Below are 20,066 nucleotides of genomic sequence, written 5' to 3' on the forward strand. Positions count from 1 at the left end.
CCTGCGCTGTTTTCATAACTAGCTGATTTTTATTGTATTTAAAGAATATCTAACGACTGGCACAGCATTTGCAAATCCCTAGTTATCCAGGCCATTGCGGCTCGATAACGATAGGACGTTGCAGATGAAAAAAATGTTGATGATTGGGGTGGGCGTTGTGGTGCTGTTGGCAGCAGCCATTGGTGGCACATTATTTGTCACCGGCAGCCTCGGCGGCGGTCATGCCCCAGAGGGCGCGCCGGCAAGCGCCGCCCCCGTGGCGCCACCGGCTCCGGTGGTCGCTGATCCCGTGTATTTCCCCATGGAACCGGCCTTTACCGTCAATATTGAAGACGGTTTTGCCACGCGCTTTCTGCAAGTAGAAATCAATCTGATGTATCGCGACACCAGCACGGGTGATCGCTTAAGCAAAGTCATGCCGCATATTCGCAACGACATCTTGATGTTGTTGAGCGCGAAAACCCGTGAGGCCATTAGCACTCCTGAAGCTCGCGAGGCATTGCAGGCCGAATTGGTTGCCAGCATCAATGCCGTGCTCAGCGAAAATACCGGTCGTGGCGGCGTTGAGGCCGTGTATTTCACCAAGTTCGTGGTGCAATAAGGAGCGCATCATGGGCGATATTCTCGAGCAAGAAGAGCTTGATGCGCTGATTGGCGAGGGCGCGGAGGGCTTGGTCAAAGACGACAGCGACACCCTCAGCGGTGGCGGCGAAAAGTATGACTTTGCCAGTCAAGAGTATGCCGTGTCGCGGCTTATTCCGGCGCTGTCGCAGGTGCAATCGAGCTTGGCTGAGGGTATTAAACAGCGCATTCGTCAATGGGTGCCGAGTGTTGAGAGTGTCCGCACCGATCGTATTGCGGTGATGAAATTTGCCGAGGTGATGCGCAGCATGGCGGCCCCGGCCTACATCGTCAGCATCAAATCTGACACCTTGGGCGCGCCGATTTACTTGGCCTTTGAGGCGGAGCTAGTGTTTTCGCTTGTCGATCATTTCTATGGTGGACGTGGGCGCTCACAGCATGTGCGCGCGCAAGATTTTTCGCCCTCTGAGGCGCGCTTTATGGAGCGCCTGACCACGAGCTTATTGCCCGATATCACCGCCGCCTGGCACACCGCCGTCAACATAACGCCGCGCATTGATGAGCATTACCACGACTTCCGTTTTGTCGATGAGCTCCAACAAACCGACACCCTGATGGTCACTCGCTTTACCGTGCAAGTCGGCCAGCAAGAGGCCGAGCTCTGGTCAGTGGTGCCGTGGGCGGCGATTGACCCAATTCGTGACAGCCTCGGCGGCGTGGTACGCACCACGCGTCAAGAGCACGACGCGCAATGGCGGTCACGCCTGATGGCCGGCCTCGAAGACAGCGAACTGACGCTGGTGGCGAAACTCGGCGACAGCAAAGTCAGCCTCAAGCGCGTCTGCAATTTACAAGTTGGCGATATTTTACCGATCGATAACCCCGCCAATGTGTGTCTACAGCTTGAGGGTCACGCCCTGATGAGCGCCACCTTTGGCACCCATCACGGCCAGCTGTCAGCCAAAATACGTCATATATATCCGGCACTTAACCGCCGTAATTAATACCTTTGAGTGTGGAGAGATGTCATGAGTGAACACGAAATTCCCGACAATGATGAAGTCCAAGCTGCCGCCTTTGGCGAGCTGCAAAGCCAGCCCGCGGCGGCCTCGGCGAGTGCGCCGAACGTCAATCTAGACATGATTTTAGACGTCAATGTCACGGTCTCGATTGAAGTGGGTCGGGCGCGTATGAGCATTAGCGATCTGCTCAAGCTCAGCCAGGGCGCGATCATCGAGCTCGACCGAATGGCCGGCGAACCACTCGATGTGTTGGTTAATGGCACGCTTGTTGCTCGTGGAGAGATAGTCGTTGTCAAAGATAAGTTTGGCATCATGCTCACCGAAGTGGTGAGTCCCGAAGAACGCGTACGCCGCCTGCATTAAGGACATGTTATGACTCTCCGCCATCGCCTACTCACACCGCTTATGGTTAGTGCTGGATTGTGTGCCAGCACGGCGCATGCCGCGGCGACCCCGAAAGATCCGCTGTCTGGCGCGAATGTGATCTCGGTATTTTTAGGCTTGGTGGTGGTGGTGGCGTTGCTGTTGGCGGCGGCGTGGATGATTCGTCGCTTTCAGCGCATTCAAGCGCCGCGCGAGGGCGCTTTGCAGGTCACCGCGCAATTATCATTGGGCTTAAAAGAGCGCGTGATCCTGCTGCGCGTGGGCGATGAAAACGTCTTAGTGGGCTGCACACCCGGCAGCATTCGGCCACTGCATAGCTGGCGTGGTGACACCCCAGCGGCGGCAGAGCCCACGGTATCAGCGCCATCAGCACCTGATTTTATGTCGCAGCTGCGTGGTGTCTTGGCCGCGCAAGGTGTGCGTCGCCCTGGAGCCTCGTCATGATGCGCTGGCTCGCCATAGTGGCGCTGTCGGCCTTGCCGGCGTTGAGTCTGGCTGCACCGACTGGCATTCCTGGTGTGAGTACCGCCGGCTCGGGCGAATACTCGGTGTCTTTGCAGCTGCTCGCCATGATGACCGCGCTCACGCTGCTGCCGGCGATTTTGCTCGGCATGACAGCATTTACGCGGATCATTATTGTCTTGGGGATTTTGCGCCAAGCCTTGGGCACTGGTCAGACGCCATCGAACCAAGTGCTGCTCAGTGCCGCGCTGTTTTTGACGCTGTTTATCATGAGTCCGGTGTTGCAGCAGACTTACACCGACGCCGTGGTGCCGTACATGAACGATGAGCTGGCGTTTGCGCCGGCGGTGGAAAAAGGCTTTGGTCCGATTCGCGGCTTTATGCTCAAGCAAACCCGCGAAGCCGACATCGCCATGTTTGCTGAGATTGCTGGCGTGAAAGCCATGGACAGCGCCGATGACGTGCCATTTCCGATTCTCATGGCCTCGTTTCTCACCAGCGAGTTAAAAACTGCCTTTCAAATTGGCTTCCTGCTGTTTATTCCGTTTGTGGTGATCGATCTGGTGGTGGCCAGCGTGCTGATGTCCATGGGCATGATGATGCTGTCGCCGATGATGATTTCGCTGCCTTTTAAAATCATGCTGTTTGTCTTGGTCGATGGCTGGAGCCTGATCATGGGCTCATTGGCGGCGAGCTTTCACATGGGGGCAACATGACACCCGATACCGTTATTGAGATCGGTCGCCAAGCCGTGACCGTCACCGTATTGCTGGCCGCACCCTTGCTATTGGCGGCGCTGGCGGCCGGTTTAATCATCGGTATGTTTCAGGCCGCCACACAAATTCAAGACATGACGCTGAGCTTTATTCCGAAGCTTATTGTGCTGATTGTGGTGCTCGGTCTGACCGGGCCGTGGATGCTGCGCATGCTCGTTGATTACACCCGCGAATTGATCCAAATGATTCCGAATTTGGTGGGTTAGGGCGATGAACTTTGCCGTCAATGACGCGCAACTGTTGAGCTGGCTGGCGGCGTTTTGGCTGCCCTTTTGCCGCATCAGTGGCGCGATTTTATCGGCGCCATTATTTAGCGGCAAAGGCGTGCCGGGGCCATTTCGCATTTTGCTGGCGGTGACCATCAGCGCCATGATGGCACCCATGGTGTTAGCCAATGGCACGGCGCCATTGACCGATTTCAACCCACTGAGCCTAAACGGCTTATTGATGGCCGCCAACGAGCTACTCATTGGTATTTGCTTAGGCTTTTTGGTGCAGCTGGCGTTTGAGGCGGTGATGTTTGCCGGCTCAATCATCGCCACCGGCATGGGCTTGGGCTTTGCGACCTTGATTGACCAGCAACAAGGCACACCCGTGCCGGTGTTGGGTCAGTTTCTGATGCTCATCACCTTGCTGCTGTTTATGGCACTCAATGGCCATTTAGCCTTTTTAGAGCTGCTGATGAAAAGCTTTATCGCGTGGCCGCCCGGCACGCTATCGCTGACCCCTGATGCGGTGCAAGTGCTGCTGAAAAGCATCAGCGCGATGTTTGCGGCAGCCATGCGCATTGCGCTGCCAGCCGTGATTGCGCTTCTGGTCGTGCAGGTCGGCATGGGCGTGATCAGTCGTTCATCGCCCTCGATGAACCTATTTGCGGTGGGCTTTCCGATCACCATGATGGTCGGCTTTGTGGTCATTGCGCAGGTGTTGCCGACGTTGACGCCGGCGCTAGAGGATTTGTTGTCATCGGCACTGAGCCAAGGCGGCGTGCTCATGGAGGCCTCGGATGTCCGATGACAGCGCCGAAAAGACCGAAGAGGCGACCCCGAAAAAATTAGAAGATGCCCGCAAAAAAGGCCAAGTGCCGCGCTCGCGTGAACTCTCAACGGCATTGGTCACCTTGGTGGCCGCTGTAACGCTATTTGCCTGGGGGCCGCAGATGGGCCGCGACTTCGCCAATTTATTGACGGTGTCATTGTCGCCGGCGGTATTAGCCAGCCAAGACCCCGCGCAATTGCCAGGCTTTTTCTACAGTTTATTAGTCGATGGCCTGTTGCTGATGTGGCCATTGATGGCGATGTGCTTTGCCGCCGCCTTGGTGTCTTCGGTGGCCCTTGGCGGCTGGACGTTTAAGCTCAATCTGAAGCTCGAGACGCTTAATCCGATCACCGGTATTGGCAAAGTATTTTCCGCCAAAAGCCTCGTGGAATTAGGCAAGTCATTGTTAAAAGTCGTATTTATTGGTGCGGCCGCTTACGGCTTGCTGAGCTATATGACGCCGTCAATTTTGGAACTCAGCCGCCACAATGCTGAGCAGGCTATGCGCCAAAGTGGTGGCATGTTGCTGTGGTTTTTCTTGATTGTCAGCTTACCGCTCATTGTCATCGCCTTGATCGATGTGCCATGGCAAATCTTTAGCTTTAACAAACAGTTAAAGATGTCTCGTCAGGAGGTTCTGGACGAGCATAAAGAGGCCAATGGCAAGCCTGAGGTAAAAGCGAAAATCCGTGAGTTGCAGCAGGCGGCGGCACGTCAACGCATGATGCAGGAAGTGCCGAAGGCCGATGTCATCATCACCAACCCCACGCATTTTGCCGTGGCGCTGCGCTATCGCGAGTCTGGCGGCGGTGCGCCAATTGTTGTCGCTAAGGGTGCCGATGAAGTCGCTGCGCGCATTCGCGCCCTTGGTAAAGCCAATAAAGTGCCGCTGGTGGCCTCGCCACGCTTGGCGCGAGCACTCTTTGCTAGCACTGATTTAGATCAAGAAATCCCTTCTGGCCTCTATCTTGCAGTAGCTCAGATACTGACGTACGTCTACCAGCTTCGGCAGTGGGAAGACCTCGGCGGCGACTACCCCGACGCACCCAGTCCCGTAGTCGACGATAGCTATTTGACAGGATTTAATGATGAACCCCAGCGAGATATTTCAGACCCTCACGCGTAACGGCTTAGGCATTTTATTACTGATCATGGCGCTGCTGGCCATGCTGGTGATTCCTATTCCGCCGATTTTGTTGGATCTGTTTTTCACCTTCAATATCGCCTTGTCGCTGATCATTATTTTTGCCGTGGTCTATGTAAAGCGGCCCATGGACTTCAACTCATTTCCATCTATTTTGCTGCTCGCCACGCTGCTGCGCTTGGGCCTCAACGTGGCATCGACACGGGTAGTGCTGATGGATGGCCACAACGGTCCCGGTGCCGCGGGCCATGTCATTGAGTCATTTGGCGCCTTTGTCATTGGCGGCGATTTTGCGGTCGGCATCGTGGTCTTTGCGATCTTGGTGATCATCAATTTTATGGTGGTGACCAAAGGTGCTGGCCGAGTCTCGGAAGTGACCGCGCGCTTTACCTTGGACTCTTTGCCCGGCAAACAAATGGCCATCGATGCCGATTTAAACGCCGGCGTGTTGACGCAAGATCAAGCTCGCCAACGCCGCGAGGACGTGCGCACGGAGGCCGATTTCTATGGCTCCATGGACGGTGCCAGCAAGTTTGTGCGCGGGGATGCCATTGCCGGCATCTTGATTTTGTTTATTAACATCTTCGGTGGTTTGGCGATTGGCATGCTGCAGCACGATCTGTCGTTTGCGCAGGCCGCGAATAATTACGTGCTGCTCGCCATTGGTGATGGTCTGGTGGCGCAAATTCCAGCGCTGCTGTTGTCGATTGGCGTTGCGGTCATCGTCACGCGCATCTCCAGCAGCCAAGACATGAGCACGCAGGTGGTCAAGCAAGTGCTGGCCAGCCCCCGTGTGTTGTATTTGGCGGCGGCGGTATTGGGCGTTATGGGTGTCATCCCGGGCATGCCTAACCTAGTGTTTTTATTAATGGCGGCGGCGTGTGGCGGCGGCGCTTGGCTGATGCAGCAAAAAGCCCTAGAGCCGGAGGTGCTCGATGGCAGTGATGCTATGTCGCGTACTGGTGGACTGCCTGGCGATGCGAAAGCGGCAGAACCCACCGAGCTGCAATGGGATGATGTCACCAATACCGATGTCATCGGTCTGGAAGTGGGCTACCGCCTGATTCCCTTGGTCGATCGCGCGCAGGGCGGCGAACTCATTGGCCGCATTACCGGCGTGCGTAAAAAGCTCTCGAAAGAACTGGGCTTTTTGGTGCAGTCGGTACATATCCGCGACAACCTCGATTTAGCGCCTGGCGCTTATCGCATCACCTTGCTTGGCGACACCGTGGCGCAGGGCGAGATCGTCATGGGCAGCGAGTTGGCCATCAATTCCGGTCAAGTCCATGGCCAGATTCGTGGCACGGCCACGCGCGACCCGGCATTTGGCATGGAGGCGGTGTGGATTGACCCGTTGCAGCGCGATCAAGCGCAAACCCTTGGCTATACCGTGGTCGACAACGGCACGGTAATGGCCACGCATTTAAGCCAAGTCATCAAGCAACACGCGCATGAGCTGCTTGGCCACGAGGAGGTGCAGCAACTGCTCGATGGACTGGCGAAAAGCGATTCGAAACTGGTGGAGAGCTTGGTGCCGAAGCAGCTGCCGCTGAGTGTGGTGGTGCGCGTGCTACAAAACCTGCTGAAAGAGGGCGTGTCTATTCGCAGCTTGCGTTTAATTGCCGAGTCGTTGGCAGAACAAGCGCCGCGCACGAAAAACCCCGATGAGCTACTCGAAGGCGTGCGCATGGCCTTAGGTCGCATGATTGTGCAAGAAATCAATGGTTTAGAGACCGAGCTACCTGTCATGGCACTCGATGCCGACCTTGAGCAATTGCTATTGAACTCGCTGAAAGGTGGCGGTGGCGGAATTGAGCCGAGCTTGGCGGAAAAACTGCAAAACGGCCTGTCTGACTTCACTCAAACGCAAGAGCTCAGTGGCCGGCCTGCCGTGCTGCTGGTGTCACCGGCGATTCGTTCGTGGCTGTCGCGGTTTATTCGCCGCAGCGTGCCGGGACTCAATGTGCTGTCGTACAACGAAGTGCCTGATAGCAAGGAAGTGCGCCTGGTGTCGACCATGGGGAATAACGGTCGCGTAGGGTTGGCCTAAGTTTTGCATTAACCCTATCAGAGCGCCTAAACAGGCGGCGCACCGTGATTGAGTAAGGGGCAGAAGATGAAGATTCGTAAGTTCAAAGCCGCAAACAGCCATGTTGGCATGCGTATGATTCGCGAAGCCTTGGGCGATGACGCCAGTATTTTGGCATGCTACGAAGTGGCTGATGGCGTCGAGTTTATTGCCACCGGCGACGACTTAAGCGCCATGGTCAATGCTAAGGGCCAACCCGTTGATAGCGAGGCCGCTCGCGTGCAAGCCATGGCCTCGGCAGTGACTCCCCCTGAGCAAGTGCAGCGCCGGCAATCCAACTTACGTCATTTAGGTCTGAGCGATGATACGCCGGCCCGCGACGGCGGCGTTACAGCGTCGATCTCCAGTGTTGGCCATAGCGCCAATATTTTGATGCGCAATACCCGCGCGGCTGAGAAGCCCACAAAAACGCCACTGCGCGCGGTCAATACCGACAATCAGCAATCCCTAGAAAAAAGCTTACAGGCCGCCAGTGCTTTGGCCATTGGCCGCTCAGTAGCGGCTGCTAAGCCTGCCGCTGCGCCTGCTGTCGCCACAGCGGCTGCGCCAGCTCAGCAGTCCCAAGCCGACATATTGGCGCTCAAGCAAGAGCTCGGATCGATTCGCCATTGGCTAGAAAACCATTTGCGCCAAAGCAGCGTGAGCAGCGTCGGTCAACTGCCCGATAACCTGCTGCAATGGAGCGATGCACTAGGCCTCGACAGCCATTGGCTACTCAGCAAGCCTGCCGTGCACGACGCCGTAAATGCGGGCCTATCTGTGCCTGAAGCGTTAGCCAAATCATTGGCGCAAGGCGTCAAAACTTCGGCTCTACCAAGCCAAGGCGTGGTGTTTATTGTTGGCCCAGCCGGTGCCGGAAAAACCACACTCGTCAATAAACTGGTGATGTCAGATATCCGTCGCGCCGGCCATGGCGGCCTCGCTTTAATCACCACCGACGGCAATCGCCTCGGTGCCCAAGAGCAGCTGCGCGCGGCGGGTCGCGTACTCGACGTGCCCGTGCACAGCGCTTTCACGCCCGATGAGCTGCGCGAAACCTTGGCGCGCTTAAGCCAGGAACGGCTGGTGATTGTCGATACTGCCGGCCTGCAAGCGCGCAACGAAGGCTCATTAAAAGCGTTGGCCATGCAGTTGGCCTGCGCACCCGATGCCGACGTGATGTTAGCGCTACCGACCGACGCCGACCCACGCAGCCTGCGCGCCTTAATGAGCCGTTGTGCGGGCCTACCCATTAGCGCCGTGGCATTGACGCGTGTCGACATGAGCTTTGCCCTGGCTCCCACGTTGTCGTTGCTTGGCGACTATGGCCTGCCGGTTGCTGCAATTAATCAAAGCCCGCGCATGACCGATGGCATAGATGCTGCAAAGAAAGACATAGACGTGCTGATTGCACAAACCCTGGTTCAAGCCGACGAGTGCATGAATCCAACGCCAGCGGCCAATGCCAACACGGCCCTAACCGCCTAAATAATTGATTCGGCAGCGTTTGCATGCCGACACAGCACACGACAAAAAGGAAGCGCTATGAAACCGGTAAACGTTATTGCAGTCACCAGTGGCAAGGGCGGTGTGGGCAAATCCAATGTTTCCGTGAATTTGGCCTGCCAGCTCGCCAAACTAGGCCGCCGCGTTTTACTCATGGATGCCGACTTAGGCCTCGCAAACATCGATATTTTATTGGGCCTGCGCCCCGCGCAAACCTTGGCCGACGTGGTCGCTGGGCGCGCTCATCTACGCGACATCTTAATGGAAGGCCCCTGTGGCATTCGCATTGTGCCAGCGGCTTCCGGCATCAAGCGGATGGCGGAAATGCAGCCCAGCGAACATGCGCGCATCGTGCAGGGATTTGCCGAGCTAGGTGACGAATTTGACGTGATGATCGTCGATACCGCCGCCGGCGTATCAGACTCTGTGGTGACCTTTAGCCGTGCCAGCAACCATGTTTTGGTGGTGCTCACCGAAGAACCCACCTCGCTGGCCGATGCCTATGGCCTGATCAAAGTGCTGAAGCGTGACGCCGGCATTAGCCATTTCAACATTCTCAGCAATATGGTCAGCGGCGATCGTGCTGGCCGTGCGGTCTTTAACCGCCTCAATGAAGTCGCGCAGCGTTTTTTGGATGTCAATTTACGCTACGCCGGTGCCATTCCGCGCGATGAGTTTTTGAAGAAAGCCGTGAGCCGTCAGCGTGCCGTCAGTGAGCTCTACCCAGCCACCGATGCCACCGCCGCCTTTAAGCGCCTAGCCACTGCGGTGAACCAGTGGGCGCCGCCGAGCCAAGCGCGTGGCCATATTGAGTTTTTTGTTGAGCGCCTACTTGGGGTGCCAAATCTAGCGGGAGTCGCCTAATGAACGCACATGTTGCCTACCAAGCGGTGGCCATGGGCAGTCGTGACGAGTTAGTGATGCGTCACGCTGGTCTGGTGAAAAAAATTGCCTGCCATTTGGCCGGTCGTCTGCCCGCGAGCATTGAGGTCGATGACCTGATTCAAGCCGGCATGATGGGCCTGCTCGAAGCCGCGAGCCATTTTCAGCACGATAAAGGCGCGAGTTTCGAGACCTTTGCCGGCATTCGTATTCGTGGCGCCATGCTCGATCAAGTTCGCCGCGAGGGCTGGGCGCCGCGCACGCTGACCAAGCGTGTGCGCGACATGAGCCAGGCGGTGCGGCGTGTCGAGCATCGCAAAGGGCGAGAAGCCAGCGGTGCTGAGGTAGCTCAGGAGATGGGCGTTAGTCTCGACGAATACCACGATTTATTGCGCGACGCCGGCAGCTTGCGGGTGTTTAGTCTCGATCAGCTCAGCGAAGACGGTTTCGATGCGCCCGAGTCCGATGATATGCACGACAAGCCATTAGGTGCGCTGCTTGAGGCCGGCTTTACCGATGCCTTAGCGACGCAAATCGCGGGCTTGCCGGAACGCGAAAAAATGGTTTTAGCGCTGTATTACGAGCGCGGTTTAAATTTGAAAGAGATTGGCGAAGTGCTGGAGGTGAGTGAGTCTCGAGTCAGTCAAATTCACAGCCAGGCGGTACTTCGTCTGCGCAGTCGCTTAGGCGAATGGACTGAGGTTGCCGCGTAAGCGCGCTGCAGAAGAGGACGCACACACATGGATATCATGACGCTCGCTGGGCTGGTACTGGCTTTCACCGCGCTGCTGGTTGGGGCTATTTTAAAAGGCGCTGGCCTGAAAGGTTTGTTGGGTGGCGCGGCTGCCATGATCGTGCTGGTCGGCACGCTTGCGGCGGTGATGATTCATACGCCAGGCCCCGTGTTTAAACGCGCTTTAAAGATTTTCAGTTGGTTATTTAAGCCACCACCCGGCGACATGGAAGCCTTGATTGGCAAAATTGTTGAGTGGAGTCGTATTGCCCGTAAAGACGGCCTAATGGGTCTGGAGTCGCAAGTGGACGGCGAAACCGATGAGTTCATCAAAAAAGGCCTGCAACAACTGGTCGATGGCGGTGAGCCGGAAACCATTCGCGGCACCTTAGAGGTCGAGATGGAGTCGAGCGAAGAGTTCGACACAGCGGCGGCAAAAGTCTGGGAATCCATGGGTATTTATGCGCCCACTCTCGGCATTGTTGGTGCGGTATTGGGCTTGATGGCGGTGATGGGCAACTTATCCGACCCGAGTAAGCTTGGCGCCGGTATTGCCGCGGCGTTTACGGCGACCATTTATGGTATTGCCTCCGCGAACCTCTTTTTCCTACCGTTTTCCAACAAGCTCAAGTACCACGTTAAAGAGCAGGCCAAGATGCGCATGATGTTTATTGAGGGGCTGGTGTCGATCGCCCAGGGTGAAAACCCACGCAATATCGAGGCACGCTTAATGGGCTATGTCGTTCACGCAGCACCAAAGGGCAAGGACGATGGCAAAAAAACATAAGCACGAAGACCACGTAAACCACGAGGCTTGGGCAATTCCCTTTGGCGATTTGATCATCTTATTGCTGGCATTTTTCGTGGTCATGTACGCGGTGTCATCGGTCAATGAAGGCAAGTACCGCGTGGCGGCGGCGTCGATGGCCGAAGCCTTTAACGGCGCGCCAAAATCGCTGAACCCTGTGCAGGTGGGCGATGTCAACGCCATGGCCAAGCTCACTTCCATGGCGCCGTCGCTGAGTCGACCGCAAGCCATGGGTCCTGGCGGCATTCCATTGGGTAGCGCGCAGGGCAGTGGTGTGAATCCCAAGGCCGGGCAAGTGGAAGAGATGGCCAAGGCCGTGAAGGCTGCCATGGCGGATCTCATTGATAAAAACGTGATTGTTGTGCGCACCACGCCGCAGGGCATTGAGGTGGAGATTCAAACCGATATTTTGTTTGCCAGCGGCACATCCACGCTGTCTGAGCAGGCCATGCACATCATGGAGCGCTTGGCGATCGTCTTGGCCGGCTTCCCCAACCCGGTGCGTGTGGAGGGCCATACCGACAATGTGCCCATTCATACCGCCACGTTTCCGTCGAATTGGGAGCTCTCGGCTGCGCGTTCGGCTAGCGTCGTGCATTTGCTCATGGAAAAAGGCATTGCGCCGCAACGCCTGGCGGTCATTGGCGTAGGTGAGTACCGCCCGGTAGCCGATAACGCCAGCGCGCAAGGGCGCAACCGAAATCGCCGCGTGGTGTTGGTGATTCCATCCGTGCGTGTTGATTCAAAAGCCGCGAATGACACCGCCGGTGCATCGATCTCGACGCCAACACTCGATCAACCACCTGCGGCTCAATAAGCCGTGGGTGCTTAGTCGTTAGGATGGTCAAATGTCCGGCGGTCGTGCCGGTCGGGTGCGGGCTCTGGGCTTTTGCCTTTCAAGCGATAGGTAAAAGCCAGCACCTCGGCAATCGCGACAAACAATGACAGCGGAATCTCGTCATCGAGCGCCACGTTTGAAAGTAAGCCAGTCAGCGCCACATCTTCATGAATCGGCACATCGTGCTCACGCGCCAACGCAATGATGCGCTCGGCGACCTCGGCCTCGCCTTTAGCGGTGACGCGGGGCGCGCGTTGGCCATCGTAGTGTAGAGCTATGGCTTGATGATTCATGCGCGTTCCGTGAGCACGCCGCGCGCGCTGGTGGGTAAGGTGTCATCGTGTGGTAGGCCGCGTTGCGCTTGCACATGACCAACGCTTAAGCCGCAATCTTGCAAGCGTTGGCGTAGCGCCGAGCAGTGCGTGCTAAGCCAGCGATGGGCATGCGCCTGCTCCGCATGAAAGGTGATGTGCACGCACTCATCTTGCTGCGCCAAGGTGGCGACAATGGCGCCATAGTCTGGCAACGCAATACTCAAGGAGACCTTCCAGAGCGCGTGTTGCGGCGTGTCTTTGCCGGCCCCGCGGCGATCTTTACTGAGCTGAATTTGGACTAAATCAATGCCATCGTGATCGCGCACCGGCAGCTCCATGAGCCAGTGTTGCTGGAGCTTTTGCTCATCGCCGGCATGCATGAGTTGATGGCTGACTAAGCGTGACAAGACCCCGTCAAGTTCTTGACTGAGGGCGTGTAGTAGCGAATTCGGTATCGATTGCGCCAGCATATCAAGCAGCGTATTGGGCAGACTGGCACGAGCAATGGTATCGATTTTACCGGCGGCATGTGGGCTGCCGCCGCTATTTAACGAGCTGCTAGCCTCGGGCGTTAAGCGCCGCTTGAGGTCATTTTGTAACTGCAATAACTGCCGCTTTAAGTCGCCATGGGGCGGTATGATGCCCGCGGCAAGCTGCTGTTCAAAAAATAAGCCACTGTTTTTTAATGTATTTTGTAGGCTATTGGCGTGCATGAGCTGCGCCGGCGTGGGCAGTTGCGCCAACAGTCGTGCCACGCCTTCCGGCGCTTCGGCGTGCGCGGCCAGTGCCGGCAGCAGGGCCATCAAGCGGCTGGCATCGAGTTGCTTGGGGAGAAATGTTTTGAGTTGGCTATTGGCCTGCTGTGCTGGCGTTGGTAGCTTATCGACGAGCAAGCGTTTGTCGTCACCGCCAATGACTTGCAGGCTGAGCTTGTCGCCAATCGTCAGCGCACTGCGGCTTTCGGCAATGCGCTCACCCATTGGCGTGCGCAGTTTATAGCGCAGCAAATCCAGCTGAGCGAGTACCTCCACGCGCATCACGCGACCCACCGCTTGCTGTGGCGTGACGAGCGAGGATTGCACCGTTGGCGGCAACACCACGGCGGCCTGATTGGGCGCGACTCGCATAAATAAAGTGCCTCAAACGCTCAGCCTCAAGCCGGCTTATGCCTGCCCGAGGCTGCCACGTAAATAGCCGCCGGACTGCTGACCTTGCTTGCCATAGGTGGCGGGCAGGGCGGCGTTGCCGGTCAAAATATCGAGGCTGCGGCGCGTTTGTTGGCCCAATAAACTAATGCTCAGCCCGGCTTGTTGATTGAGCGGCTGGCAGGCCTTTAATACGCTCACCGCGTGCTCCCAGACGTGCAGCAACTGGCTGCCATTGGGCAACGCATGCAATGCCTCGCGCATGGCCAAACGACCACGCTCACGTTGGCCTTGGCTGCTCAGCCATTGCACGCGCTCGCTTTCTAAACACTCTAGCTGACGGCTGAGCTGGGTTTTTGCCTGCGCGAAATCCGGCAGATTAAGCACCGGCCAGTTCGATAAATGCGCCAATTCACGCTCCAAAAGATCTTTGAAACGACCGGATAATTCGCTCAATTCATTGAGCCAAAGGGCTGGATCTCGGAGTGACATGGCGATTTCCTCACTAGGGGTTAGGTCATGCGCGTGTGGCATTCAACGTCATCGAGACGAAGGCTTGTGCCACCGCTTTCGGGTTTACTTGAAACTCACCGCGGGCAATCGCCAGCTTGATGTCGTCGACTTTTTGACGATCAATCTCGGGGGCCTCATGGGCCGCGGCTTTGGCTCGATCCACCAGCGAATTTGACGCGCTGTGGCTCGTGGCCTTGGTGTCTTCGGTTCGGGCTGACGCCTCTGCTGCGCGGCTTTCACGCAGTGCATCAGTGGATTTCGTGGCCTCGTTACGGGCCACATCAAGCCGCTTCGGCGGCAGTGAGCTGATGTTGTCTACCATGGCGGCAGATCCTCCAAATAGGGGTGGTCTTCCGTCTTATCGGCCCGCTTGAGCGAAACTTGAGAACTTATTTCAATTATTTTTAGCGTCACGCTGGCTCATTGCACGCGCACTCGACCACTGGCGATGGCCTCGCCTTGAACGGTGCGCCCGGACTGTGAATTTTTGACCGTGACCAGCTCGCCAGCAGCGGCATTGGCCAGCGCCACACCGCGCATACTAATAGCCATGCGCGTGTCACTAAGCTCAATGGCCACGAGGTCGCCGCGGCGGATCACATCAGCGGCTTGGGTCATGCTGGGCGTAATCACAGCACCTTGTGCAATGCCCATTTTCGCTTGCAGGGCACGCTCAGTTGGCAGGCTTTGCACATAGCCGTAGGGCAGGCGAGTGATGTCTCGACGCGCACGGATCACGTCATCGGGGCGAATGCTGTCGTGGCGAGCAATCGCACGTCGCGCCACCAAGACATCGGCTTGGGCTTCGGCAATCACCGAGACGTGCACGGTCCAGCCGGCATTGCCCGGGCAGCTCACGGCAATGCTGGTGCGCTGCGCGATGCGCCCACCAACCGGCAGCAGCGCGCGTAATGGCTCCGCGCAGGCCATCAGGCTCAAGCGCTCATCGAGCACTGGTGGCTGTAGGCGCACATGCAAGCCTTGCCACGGATGATTGGCTTGCACATAGGCCACGGCGGCATCGCCAATGGCGACGAGGCGTTGCGAGGCCGCCATGGCGGGATTGGCGATTAGCATCAAGAGCACGGGCCAGACGCTGATCAAGCAGGCGGCGCGCCGCAGCCGTGGCCTATGGCTTGCTGTGCGACACAGGGCGTGACGGAGAAAATGCATCATGGCGTAAGGCCTCTTAGCAAACTGACGCGCATGGCTTGCGCGATGAGTGACGCCCCACAGGGCATCGGTTTGGCAAAGAGGCTTACAAGTTACGTGCCAATGCACTTAGAGGCGCAGAAAAAAGATCAGGCTCATGGCCAAGCCCACGGCAATAATGCCGAGCCGTAGCGTGCCGGCGGGTAGCCGTTGTGCCACGCGCGCGCCCCAATACCCGCCGGCAGTTGCCGCCAACATCATCAGCAGTGCTTGTGGCCACAGCACCAGATCGCCGAGAGCGTAAATCACCACGGCAATGGCGGTGAGCACAGTCGACAGCAAATTTTTGACGCCATTCATGGCATTGAGATTGCTGTGACCGAGCAGGCTCAAGGCGGCCAGCAATAAAATGCCTAAGCCGCCGTTAAAGTAGCCGCCATAAATAGCCACAACGGTCAGCGCCGCCAGTGCCACCGTTGGCGAGGCAGAGCGGCCTTGGCGACTGGCTAATAAGCGCGGCGCGAGAGCAAACAATGCGGTGGCGGCGAGCAGCAGCCACGGCATGAGCTGATTAAAGGTGCGATTGTCGGTGACTAATAATAAGCCGGCACCGAGGCTGCCGCCGAGCACACTGAGCATCAGCACGCGGGGCAAAGATAGGCCCTTGAGCTCGCGTAATGCCTGGCGAAAGCCCCAGGTGCTGGCAGCGTAGCCGGGCAGCAGCGCCACGGTGCCGGTGGCGTTGGCCATGACCGGCGGCACGCCACAGTAAATCAGCGCGGGCAGCGTCAAAAAGCTGCCACCACCGGCCACGGCGTTGAGCGCGCCGGCCGCAAAAGCCGCCAGCGTTAACAGCAGGTATTCAGTCATGTGGCGCTGCCAAGGGCTTGACGTTGGCTGCTGATGGTAGCGAGACGCTGCCGGTGTTGCTAGTCATACCAACGTTTAAGGCACTGAAAATAAACCATAAATAAACATTGGCACGGCGATTGCTAATTCACTCTCGTACAGACGCACAAGGCGTTGGGAGGTGAGCGATGGGCATTAGTTTTGATTCCGTACTCGGGGTGCATGAAAAGGCATTGCATTTGCGCGCGCAGCGTAGCGAGATCATTGCCTCCAACATTGCCAATGCCGACACGCCGGGCTATCAGGCGCGCGACATCGACTTTAAATCGGCGCTCTCGGAAGCCATGGGCGAAAACCGCGCCGCTGTTGCTAGCGGCGGCAACTTGGCCCTGCGCGCCAGCAGCCATGGCACCAGCATCAATGAGTCGGGCCAGCGTATTAGCAGCACCAACGATGTGGCCGCCAGCATCAAATACCGTATTCCCATGCAGTCCGCGCTCGATGGCAACACCGTTGAGACCGACCGCGAGCAAGCCGCCTTTGCCGATAACACCGTGCGCTATCAAGCCACGCTGCAATTTCTCGGCGGCAAATTCTCATCCATGAAAAACGCCATCTCTGGAGGTCGCTAATCATGAGTATTTTTGATATCGCCAGTTCCGCCATGAATGCGCAAATGCTGCGCCTCAATACCACCGCTAGCAATATGGCCAACGTCGACACCGTCAGTGGCACCGCCGAGGGCGCCTATCGCGCGCGCCAGCCAGTGTTTGCCACGCTCATGGCCGATGCCAATGACGCCACGCAAGTGGGCGTCAAAGTCGATGGTGTGGAGACCAGCCAAGCTGAAATCCCTAGGCATTATCAGCCCGGCCACCCCATGGCCGATAAAGACGGCTATGTCTATGGCAGCAACGTCAATGCCATTGAAGAGATGGCCAATATGATTTCCGCCTCGCGCGCCTACCAAAGCAATGCCGAGATTTTTTCCACCGCGAAAACCCTGATGCTGCGCACCTTGCAGCTCGGCCAACAGTAAGCCCGGAGTAAGTCATGGACTTCAGTCAAATCAATAGTGTCGTCAATCCCGGTGCCACGGCAGCGGCTGGCGGTAGCGAAAGCCGCAAAACCTTGAGCGACTTGGATCAGGGCGATTTTATGACGCTCATGCTCGCGCAAATGCAGGCGCAAGACCCGCTCAAGCCCACCGATAACACGCAGTTTATGGCGCAGATGGCGCAGCTCTCCAGCGTTGCCGGCATCAATGACATGAAGGAGTCGATCAGTGATTTGGCCAACTCCATGTCATCGAGCCAGTGGCTCAATGCCTCCGGCTTAATCGGCAAAACCGTGTTAGTGCCCAGCGAGACCGTGGGACTTAGCCAAGGCACACCGATTACGGGTCAGGTCAGCCTCGATACCTCGGCGCAAAATGTCCGTGTCGATATTTTGACGAAGAGCGGCGAGCTCGTGCGTCAGGTCAATCTCGGCGCGCAACCGGCCGGCACCTTGAACTTCCAATGGGATGGAACCGACAACAACAACCTCGCGCTGCCCAACGGCAATTACACGCTAAAAGCCACGGCCATCCGCGGCTCCACCAGTGAAGCACTGCCCACCTCAGTACAAGCCACGGTGGGCAGCGTGAGTATGTCTGGCGGTAGCACGCAACTCGATTTAGGCCCCATGGGCAACGTCAAACTTTCCGATGTTAAAGCCGTCGGCTAAGCCGGCACCTTCAGAACCAGGAGTTTTCTCATGACTTTCCGCGTAGCCCTTAGTGGCCTCAATGCCGCCTCAACTCACCTCGAAGTGACGGCCAACAACATCGCTAACGTCAACACCGCAGGCTTTAAATCCTCGCGGGCGTTGTTTTCTGACGTTTTCGCCACCTCCAGCAATGACCTCTCGGCGACCGCTACCGGCGCCGGTGTGCGCACAGCGGCCATTTCGCAACAGTTTTCGCAAGGTAATATCGATTTCACCAACAATAACCTCGACATGGCCATTAGTGGCGAGGGCTTTTTTGTCATGTCTGGTCGTGAAGGTCTGGCGTATTCGCGTGCCGGTGCTTTTAGCGTTGACCGTGAAGGCAATGTTGTGAACAACGATCTGCAGCGTTTGCAAGTTTTCCCAACCACCGATGGCGGCGGCTTTGCCACGGGTTCATTGTCTGATCTGAAGCTGCAAACCACCGAGAGCCCACCGAAAGCCAGTGAGCTTGGTGATGTTGGCGTCAACTTGCCGGCCAACGTGAGCCCACCATCGCAGCCGGTGTTTGCGCCAAATCAACCCGATTCCTACAACCACGCCACCTCGATGACGGTTTATGACACTTTGGGTGCGCCGCATCAGGCCACGTTGTACTTCTCCCGTGCGCAGGATTTGCAACCGACAGACCCTGGCTATCCGGCCGCAGGTTTTCCCACGGCAGGCGGCACTGACCCCATGCCACAGTCAAATATGTGGCAGCAGCGCCTGTATCTTGACGGTAAAAATGTTACCACCGGCGGACAAGAGTTCTCGGTTTTAGAGTTCTCACCGCAGGGTATTTTGGACCCCGCCAACGCCCTCGTTGCCTATGATGGTCTCGATGTCGGCACCGGCAGTGCGCCGATTGAGCTAACGCTGAATTTTGGCGCCACCACCCAGTACGGCAATGAGTTTGGCGTCAACAATCTCTTCAACGACGGCTTCACCACCGGCCGCATGACCGGCATCGACATCGATCCGAAAGGCATTGTCTCGGCACGTTTCACCAATGGTCAGTTGCAGCAGCTCGGCAAAATTGCCGTGGCCATTTTCAACAACCCCAATGGTTTGCAGCAATTAGGCGATACCTCGTGGGCCGAGACGTTCACTTCCGGCGGCCCGCGTTTGGGTGAGGCCGGCACCTCGAACTTCGGTTTGCTGCAAGCCGGTGCGCTGGAAAGCTCGAATGTGGATTTGACCGCGCAGCTGGTGGAAATGATCACCGCGCAGCGTAACTTCCAGGCCAACGCGCAAATGATTTCGACCTCCGACCAGGTCACGCAAACCATCATTAATATGCGCTAAGGCATTGATTTAGCAACGTAGGGGACTGACATGGACAAGATGCTCTATCTCGGCATGACCGGCGCCAAGCACACGCAAATGGCGCAAACGGTGACCGTCAATAATTTGGCTAATGCCAATACGCCGGGTTTCCGTGGCGATTTTCAGGCCCTACTGAGCGATGAGATCAACGGCTCCGGACAATTTGCATCGCGAATCAACAGCATGGGCGCGGATCGTGCCAGCTCCATGGCACATGGCACGATGGTTGCTACAGGTAGAGAGCTGGATGTTGCCGTGGATGGCGATGGCTGGTTAGCGGTGCAGGGCGCCAATGGCCAAGAGGGCTATAGCCGCCGCGGTGACCTGCAGATTAGCGCCGAAGGCTTACTGACCAATGGCGCTGGTCAACCGATTATGGGCGATGGCGGGCCGATTACGCTGCCACCGTACCAGAGCCTGAGCTTAGCCAGCGACGGCACGATTTCCATTGTGCCCATGGGTTCCGGCCCAGAAACCACGGTGGCGTTGGGGCGCATCAAGCTAGTCACGCTCGATGAGTCGCAAGCAATGAAAGGCGATGACGGCCTGATGCGCCAAAAAGACGGCGCCGCTGGCGAGCCAACCACGACTGCCCGCTTGCAGTCGGGCAGCCTCGAGTCATCGAATGTGAGTGCAGTGGAATCGCTGGTGTCGATGATTGATCTATCGCGCCAATACGAAATGCAAGTGCGCATGATGCAGACCGCCAAGGACATGTCCGATAGCGGCACCCGCATGATTCGCATGGAATAAGCGGCCAGAGCTGGCCACA

25 protein-coding genes are annotated in these 20,066 nt (G+C 57.2%); 19 read left to right on the forward strand and 6 right to left on the reverse strand.

The window, feature by feature from the left end; all coding sequences use genetic code 11:
* The first annotated feature begins 124 nt into the window (after positions 1-124).
* The 14 genes from DFR26_RS09190 to motD all read left to right on the forward strand — a co-directional run bounded on the left by DFR26_RS09190 (position 125) and on the right by motD (position 12,222).
* Complete coding sequence (locus DFR26_RS09190; RefSeq protein WP_116208676.1) at positions 125-601, forward strand: flagellar basal body-associated FliL family protein; 477 nt, start codon at positions 125-127, stop codon at positions 599-601.
* 10 nt (positions 602-611) lie between these two features.
* Entirely contained in the window at positions 612-1,586 is a 975-nt protein-coding gene (locus tag DFR26_RS09195; RefSeq protein ID WP_181899036.1) for a flagellar motor switch protein FliM, read from the forward strand.
* Positions 1,587-1,610: 24 nt separating this feature from the next.
* On the forward strand, positions 1,611-1,967 hold the full coding sequence (gene fliN / locus DFR26_RS09200; RefSeq protein ID WP_116208678.1) for a flagellar motor switch protein FliN: 357 nt from the start codon (positions 1,611-1,613) through the stop codon (positions 1,965-1,967).
* A 9-nt stretch (positions 1,968-1,976) separates the two neighbouring features.
* Positions 1,977-2,432, forward strand: a complete 456-nt coding sequence (gene fliO / locus DFR26_RS09205; RefSeq protein WP_116208679.1) for a flagellar biosynthetic protein FliO — start codon at positions 1,977-1,979, stop codon at positions 2,430-2,432.
* On the forward strand, positions 2,429-3,166 hold the full coding sequence (gene fliP / locus DFR26_RS09210; RefSeq protein WP_245953055.1) for a flagellar type III secretion system pore protein FliP: 738 nt from the start codon (positions 2,429-2,431) through the stop codon (positions 3,164-3,166). The genes fliO and fliP overlap by 4 nt, the downstream gene beginning before the upstream one ends.
* On the forward strand, positions 3,163-3,432 hold the full coding sequence (fliQ, locus tag DFR26_RS09215; RefSeq protein WP_116208680.1) for a flagellar biosynthesis protein FliQ: 270 nt from the start codon (positions 3,163-3,165) through the stop codon (positions 3,430-3,432). Before fliP ends, fliQ begins: the two co-directional genes overlap by 4 nt.
* 4 nt (positions 3,433-3,436) lie before the next feature.
* On the forward strand, positions 3,437-4,243 hold the full coding sequence (gene fliR, locus DFR26_RS09220; RefSeq protein WP_116208681.1) for a flagellar biosynthetic protein FliR: 807 nt from the start codon (positions 3,437-3,439) through the stop codon (positions 4,241-4,243).
* Complete coding sequence (gene flhB / locus DFR26_RS09225; RefSeq protein ID WP_116208682.1) at positions 4,233-5,390, forward strand: flagellar biosynthesis protein FlhB; 1,158 nt, start codon at positions 4,233-4,235, stop codon at positions 5,388-5,390. Before fliR ends, flhB begins: the two co-directional genes overlap by 11 nt.
* Positions 5,353-7,458: a flagellar biosynthesis protein FlhA gene (gene flhA, locus DFR26_RS09230; protein WP_116208683.1), complete on the forward strand. Its 2,106-nt coding sequence runs from the start codon at positions 5,353-5,355 to the stop codon at positions 7,456-7,458. Before flhB ends, flhA begins: the two co-directional genes overlap by 38 nt.
* Before the next feature lie 66 nt (positions 7,459-7,524).
* Positions 7,525-8,964 carry a flagellar biosynthesis protein FlhF gene (locus DFR26_RS09235; RefSeq protein WP_116208684.1) on the forward strand — a complete coding sequence of 480 codons (1,440 nt, stop codon included), beginning with the start codon at positions 7,525-7,527 and terminating at the stop codon, positions 8,962-8,964.
* Positions 8,965-9,021: 57 nt separating this feature from the next.
* Entirely contained in the window at positions 9,022-9,846 is an 825-nt protein-coding gene (locus DFR26_RS09240; RefSeq protein ID WP_116208685.1) for a MinD/ParA family protein, read from the forward strand.
* Positions 9,846-10,577 (forward strand): RNA polymerase sigma factor FliA, encoded by a 732-nt coding sequence (locus DFR26_RS09245; RefSeq protein ID WP_116208686.1) that lies wholly within the window; start codon positions 9,846-9,848, stop codon positions 10,575-10,577. The genes DFR26_RS09240 and DFR26_RS09245 overlap by 1 nt, the downstream gene beginning before the upstream one ends.
* 27 nt (positions 10,578-10,604) lie before the next feature.
* Complete coding sequence (locus DFR26_RS09250; RefSeq protein ID WP_116208687.1) at positions 10,605-11,384, forward strand: flagellar motor protein; 780 nt, start codon at positions 10,605-10,607, stop codon at positions 11,382-11,384.
* Positions 11,368-12,222, forward strand: coding sequence for a flagellar motor protein MotD (gene motD / locus DFR26_RS09255; RefSeq protein WP_116208688.1), 855 nt, complete (start codon positions 11,368-11,370; stop codon positions 12,220-12,222). The genes DFR26_RS09250 and motD overlap by 17 nt, the downstream gene beginning before the upstream one ends.
* A gap of 11 nt (positions 12,223-12,233) precedes the next feature.
* Here the strand turns inward: motD and DFR26_RS09260 are convergent, their stop codons facing one another.
* The 6 genes from DFR26_RS09260 to DFR26_RS09285 form a co-directional block, all read right to left on the reverse strand.
* A complete protein-coding gene (locus DFR26_RS09260) occupies positions 12,234-12,536 on the reverse strand; it encodes an EscU/YscU/HrcU family type III secretion system export apparatus switch protein (protein WP_116208689.1) in 303 nt (100 codons plus the stop codon).
* A complete protein-coding gene (gene fliK / locus DFR26_RS09265; protein ID WP_116208690.1) occupies positions 12,533-13,684 on the reverse strand; it encodes a flagellar hook-length control protein FliK in 1,152 nt (383 codons plus the stop codon). The genes DFR26_RS09260 and fliK overlap by 4 nt, the downstream gene beginning before the upstream one ends.
* 36 nt (positions 13,685-13,720) lie before the next feature.
* The gene (locus tag DFR26_RS09270; RefSeq protein WP_181899037.1) at positions 13,721-14,194 is read right to left on the reverse strand and encodes a flagella synthesis protein FlgN; all 474 of its coding nucleotides are present in this window, start codon (positions 14,192-14,194) and stop codon (positions 13,721-13,723) included.
* Positions 14,195-14,219: 25 nt separating this feature from the next.
* Complete coding sequence (gene flgM, locus DFR26_RS09275; RefSeq protein WP_116208692.1) at positions 14,220-14,537, reverse strand: flagellar biosynthesis anti-sigma factor FlgM; 318 nt, start codon at positions 14,535-14,537, stop codon at positions 14,220-14,222.
* Positions 14,538-14,635: 98 nt separating this feature from the next.
* A complete protein-coding gene (gene flgA, locus DFR26_RS09280) occupies positions 14,636-15,391 on the reverse strand; it encodes a flagellar basal body P-ring formation chaperone FlgA (protein ID WP_116208693.1) in 756 nt (251 codons plus the stop codon).
* A 105-nt stretch (positions 15,392-15,496) separates the two neighbouring features.
* Positions 15,497-16,237: a sulfite exporter TauE/SafE family protein gene (locus tag DFR26_RS09285; RefSeq protein ID WP_116208694.1), complete on the reverse strand. Its 741-nt coding sequence runs from the start codon at positions 16,235-16,237 to the stop codon at positions 15,497-15,499.
* Positions 16,238-16,404: 167 nt separating this feature from the next.
* Between DFR26_RS09285 and flgB the strand changes: the two genes are divergently transcribed.
* Genes flgB through DFR26_RS09310 form a run of 5 tightly spaced genes read left to right on the forward strand, consistent with a single transcriptional unit; the run spans position 16,405 to position 20,047 of the window.
* Positions 16,405-16,848, forward strand: coding sequence for a flagellar basal body rod protein FlgB (gene flgB, locus DFR26_RS09290; protein WP_116208695.1), 444 nt, complete (start codon positions 16,405-16,407; stop codon positions 16,846-16,848).
* A 2-nt stretch (positions 16,849-16,850) separates the two neighbouring features.
* Positions 16,851-17,255 (forward strand): flagellar basal body rod protein FlgC, encoded by a 405-nt coding sequence (gene flgC / locus DFR26_RS09295; protein ID WP_116208696.1) that lies wholly within the window; start codon positions 16,851-16,853, stop codon positions 17,253-17,255.
* A 14-nt stretch (positions 17,256-17,269) separates the two neighbouring features.
* Entirely contained in the window at positions 17,270-17,944 is a 675-nt protein-coding gene (locus DFR26_RS09300; RefSeq protein WP_116208697.1) for a flagellar hook assembly protein FlgD, read from the forward strand.
* 30 nt (positions 17,945-17,974) lie between these two features.
* Positions 17,975-19,273, forward strand: a complete 1,299-nt coding sequence (gene flgE, locus DFR26_RS09305; protein ID WP_116208698.1) for a flagellar hook protein FlgE — start codon at positions 17,975-17,977, stop codon at positions 19,271-19,273.
* A 30-nt stretch (positions 19,274-19,303) separates the two neighbouring features.
* A complete protein-coding gene (locus DFR26_RS09310; RefSeq protein ID WP_116208699.1) occupies positions 19,304-20,047 on the forward strand; it encodes a flagellar basal body rod protein FlgF in 744 nt (247 codons plus the stop codon).
* Positions 20,048-20,066 lie beyond the last annotated feature (19 nt).

This window comes from Paraperlucidibaca baekdonensis (assembly GCF_003387535.1).
GTDB lineage: Bacteria > Pseudomonadota > Gammaproteobacteria > Pseudomonadales > Moraxellaceae > Perlucidibaca > Perlucidibaca baekdonensis.

Coding starts and splice junctions, on each gene's coding strand:
- DFR26_RS09250 (WP_116208687.1), top strand. CDS start 10,605: ATGGATATCATGACGCTCGCTGGGCTGGTACTGGCTTTCACCGCGCTG.
- DFR26_RS09285 (WP_116208694.1), bottom strand. CDS start 16,237: ATGACTGAATACCTGCTGTTAACGCTGGCGGCTTTTGCGGCCGGCGCG.
- flgC (WP_116208696.1), top strand. CDS start 16,851: ATGAGTATTTTTGATATCGCCAGTTCCGCCATGAATGCGCAAATGCTG.
- motD (WP_116208688.1), top strand. CDS start 11,368: ATGGCAAAAAAACATAAGCACGAAGACCACGTAAACCACGAGGCTTGG.
- flhA (WP_116208683.1), top strand. CDS start 5,353: ATGAACCCCAGCGAGATATTTCAGACCCTCACGCGTAACGGCTTAGGC.
- fliR (WP_116208681.1), top strand. CDS start 3,437: ATGAACTTTGCCGTCAATGACGCGCAACTGTTGAGCTGGCTGGCGGCG.
- flhB (WP_116208682.1), top strand. CDS start 4,233: ATGTCCGATGACAGCGCCGAAAAGACCGAAGAGGCGACCCCGAAAAAA.
- DFR26_RS09300 (WP_116208697.1), top strand. CDS start 17,270: ATGGACTTCAGTCAAATCAATAGTGTCGTCAATCCCGGTGCCACGGCA.
- DFR26_RS09245 (WP_116208686.1), top strand. CDS start 9,846: ATGAACGCACATGTTGCCTACCAAGCGGTGGCCATGGGCAGTCGTGAC.
- fliQ (WP_116208680.1), top strand. CDS start 3,163: ATGACACCCGATACCGTTATTGAGATCGGTCGCCAAGCCGTGACCGTC.
- DFR26_RS09190 (WP_116208676.1), top strand. CDS start 125: ATGAAAAAAATGTTGATGATTGGGGTGGGCGTTGTGGTGCTGTTGGCA.
- DFR26_RS09240 (WP_116208685.1), top strand. CDS start 9,022: ATGAAACCGGTAAACGTTATTGCAGTCACCAGTGGCAAGGGCGGTGTG.
- DFR26_RS09310 (WP_116208699.1), top strand. CDS start 19,304: ATGGACAAGATGCTCTATCTCGGCATGACCGGCGCCAAGCACACGCAA.
- DFR26_RS09235 (WP_116208684.1), top strand. CDS start 7,525: ATGAAGATTCGTAAGTTCAAAGCCGCAAACAGCCATGTTGGCATGCGT.
- flgM (WP_116208692.1), bottom strand. CDS start 14,537: ATGGTAGACAACATCAGCTCACTGCCGCCGAAGCGGCTTGATGTGGCC.
- fliK (WP_116208690.1), bottom strand. CDS start 13,684: ATGCGAGTCGCGCCCAATCAGGCCGCCGTGGTGTTGCCGCCAACGGTG.
- fliP (WP_245953055.1), top strand. CDS start 2,429: ATGATGCGCTGGCTCGCCATAGTGGCGCTGTCGGCCTTGCCGGCGTTG.
- fliO (WP_116208679.1), top strand. CDS start 1,977: ATGACTCTCCGCCATCGCCTACTCACACCGCTTATGGTTAGTGCTGGA.
- flgA (WP_116208693.1), bottom strand. CDS start 15,391: ATGATGCATTTTCTCCGTCACGCCCTGTGTCGCACAGCAAGCCATAGG.
- fliN (WP_116208678.1), top strand. CDS start 1,611: ATGAGTGAACACGAAATTCCCGACAATGATGAAGTCCAAGCTGCCGCC.
- flgE (WP_116208698.1), top strand. CDS start 17,975: ATGACTTTCCGCGTAGCCCTTAGTGGCCTCAATGCCGCCTCAACTCAC.
- DFR26_RS09195 (WP_181899036.1), top strand. CDS start 612: ATGGGCGATATTCTCGAGCAAGAAGAGCTTGATGCGCTGATTGGCGAG.
- flgB (WP_116208695.1), top strand. CDS start 16,405: ATGGGCATTAGTTTTGATTCCGTACTCGGGGTGCATGAAAAGGCATTG.
- DFR26_RS09270 (WP_181899037.1), bottom strand. CDS start 14,194: ATGTCACTCCGAGATCCAGCCCTTTGGCTCAATGAATTGAGCGAATTA.
- DFR26_RS09260 (WP_116208689.1), bottom strand. CDS start 12,536: ATGAATCATCAAGCCATAGCTCTACACTACGATGGCCAACGCGCGCCC.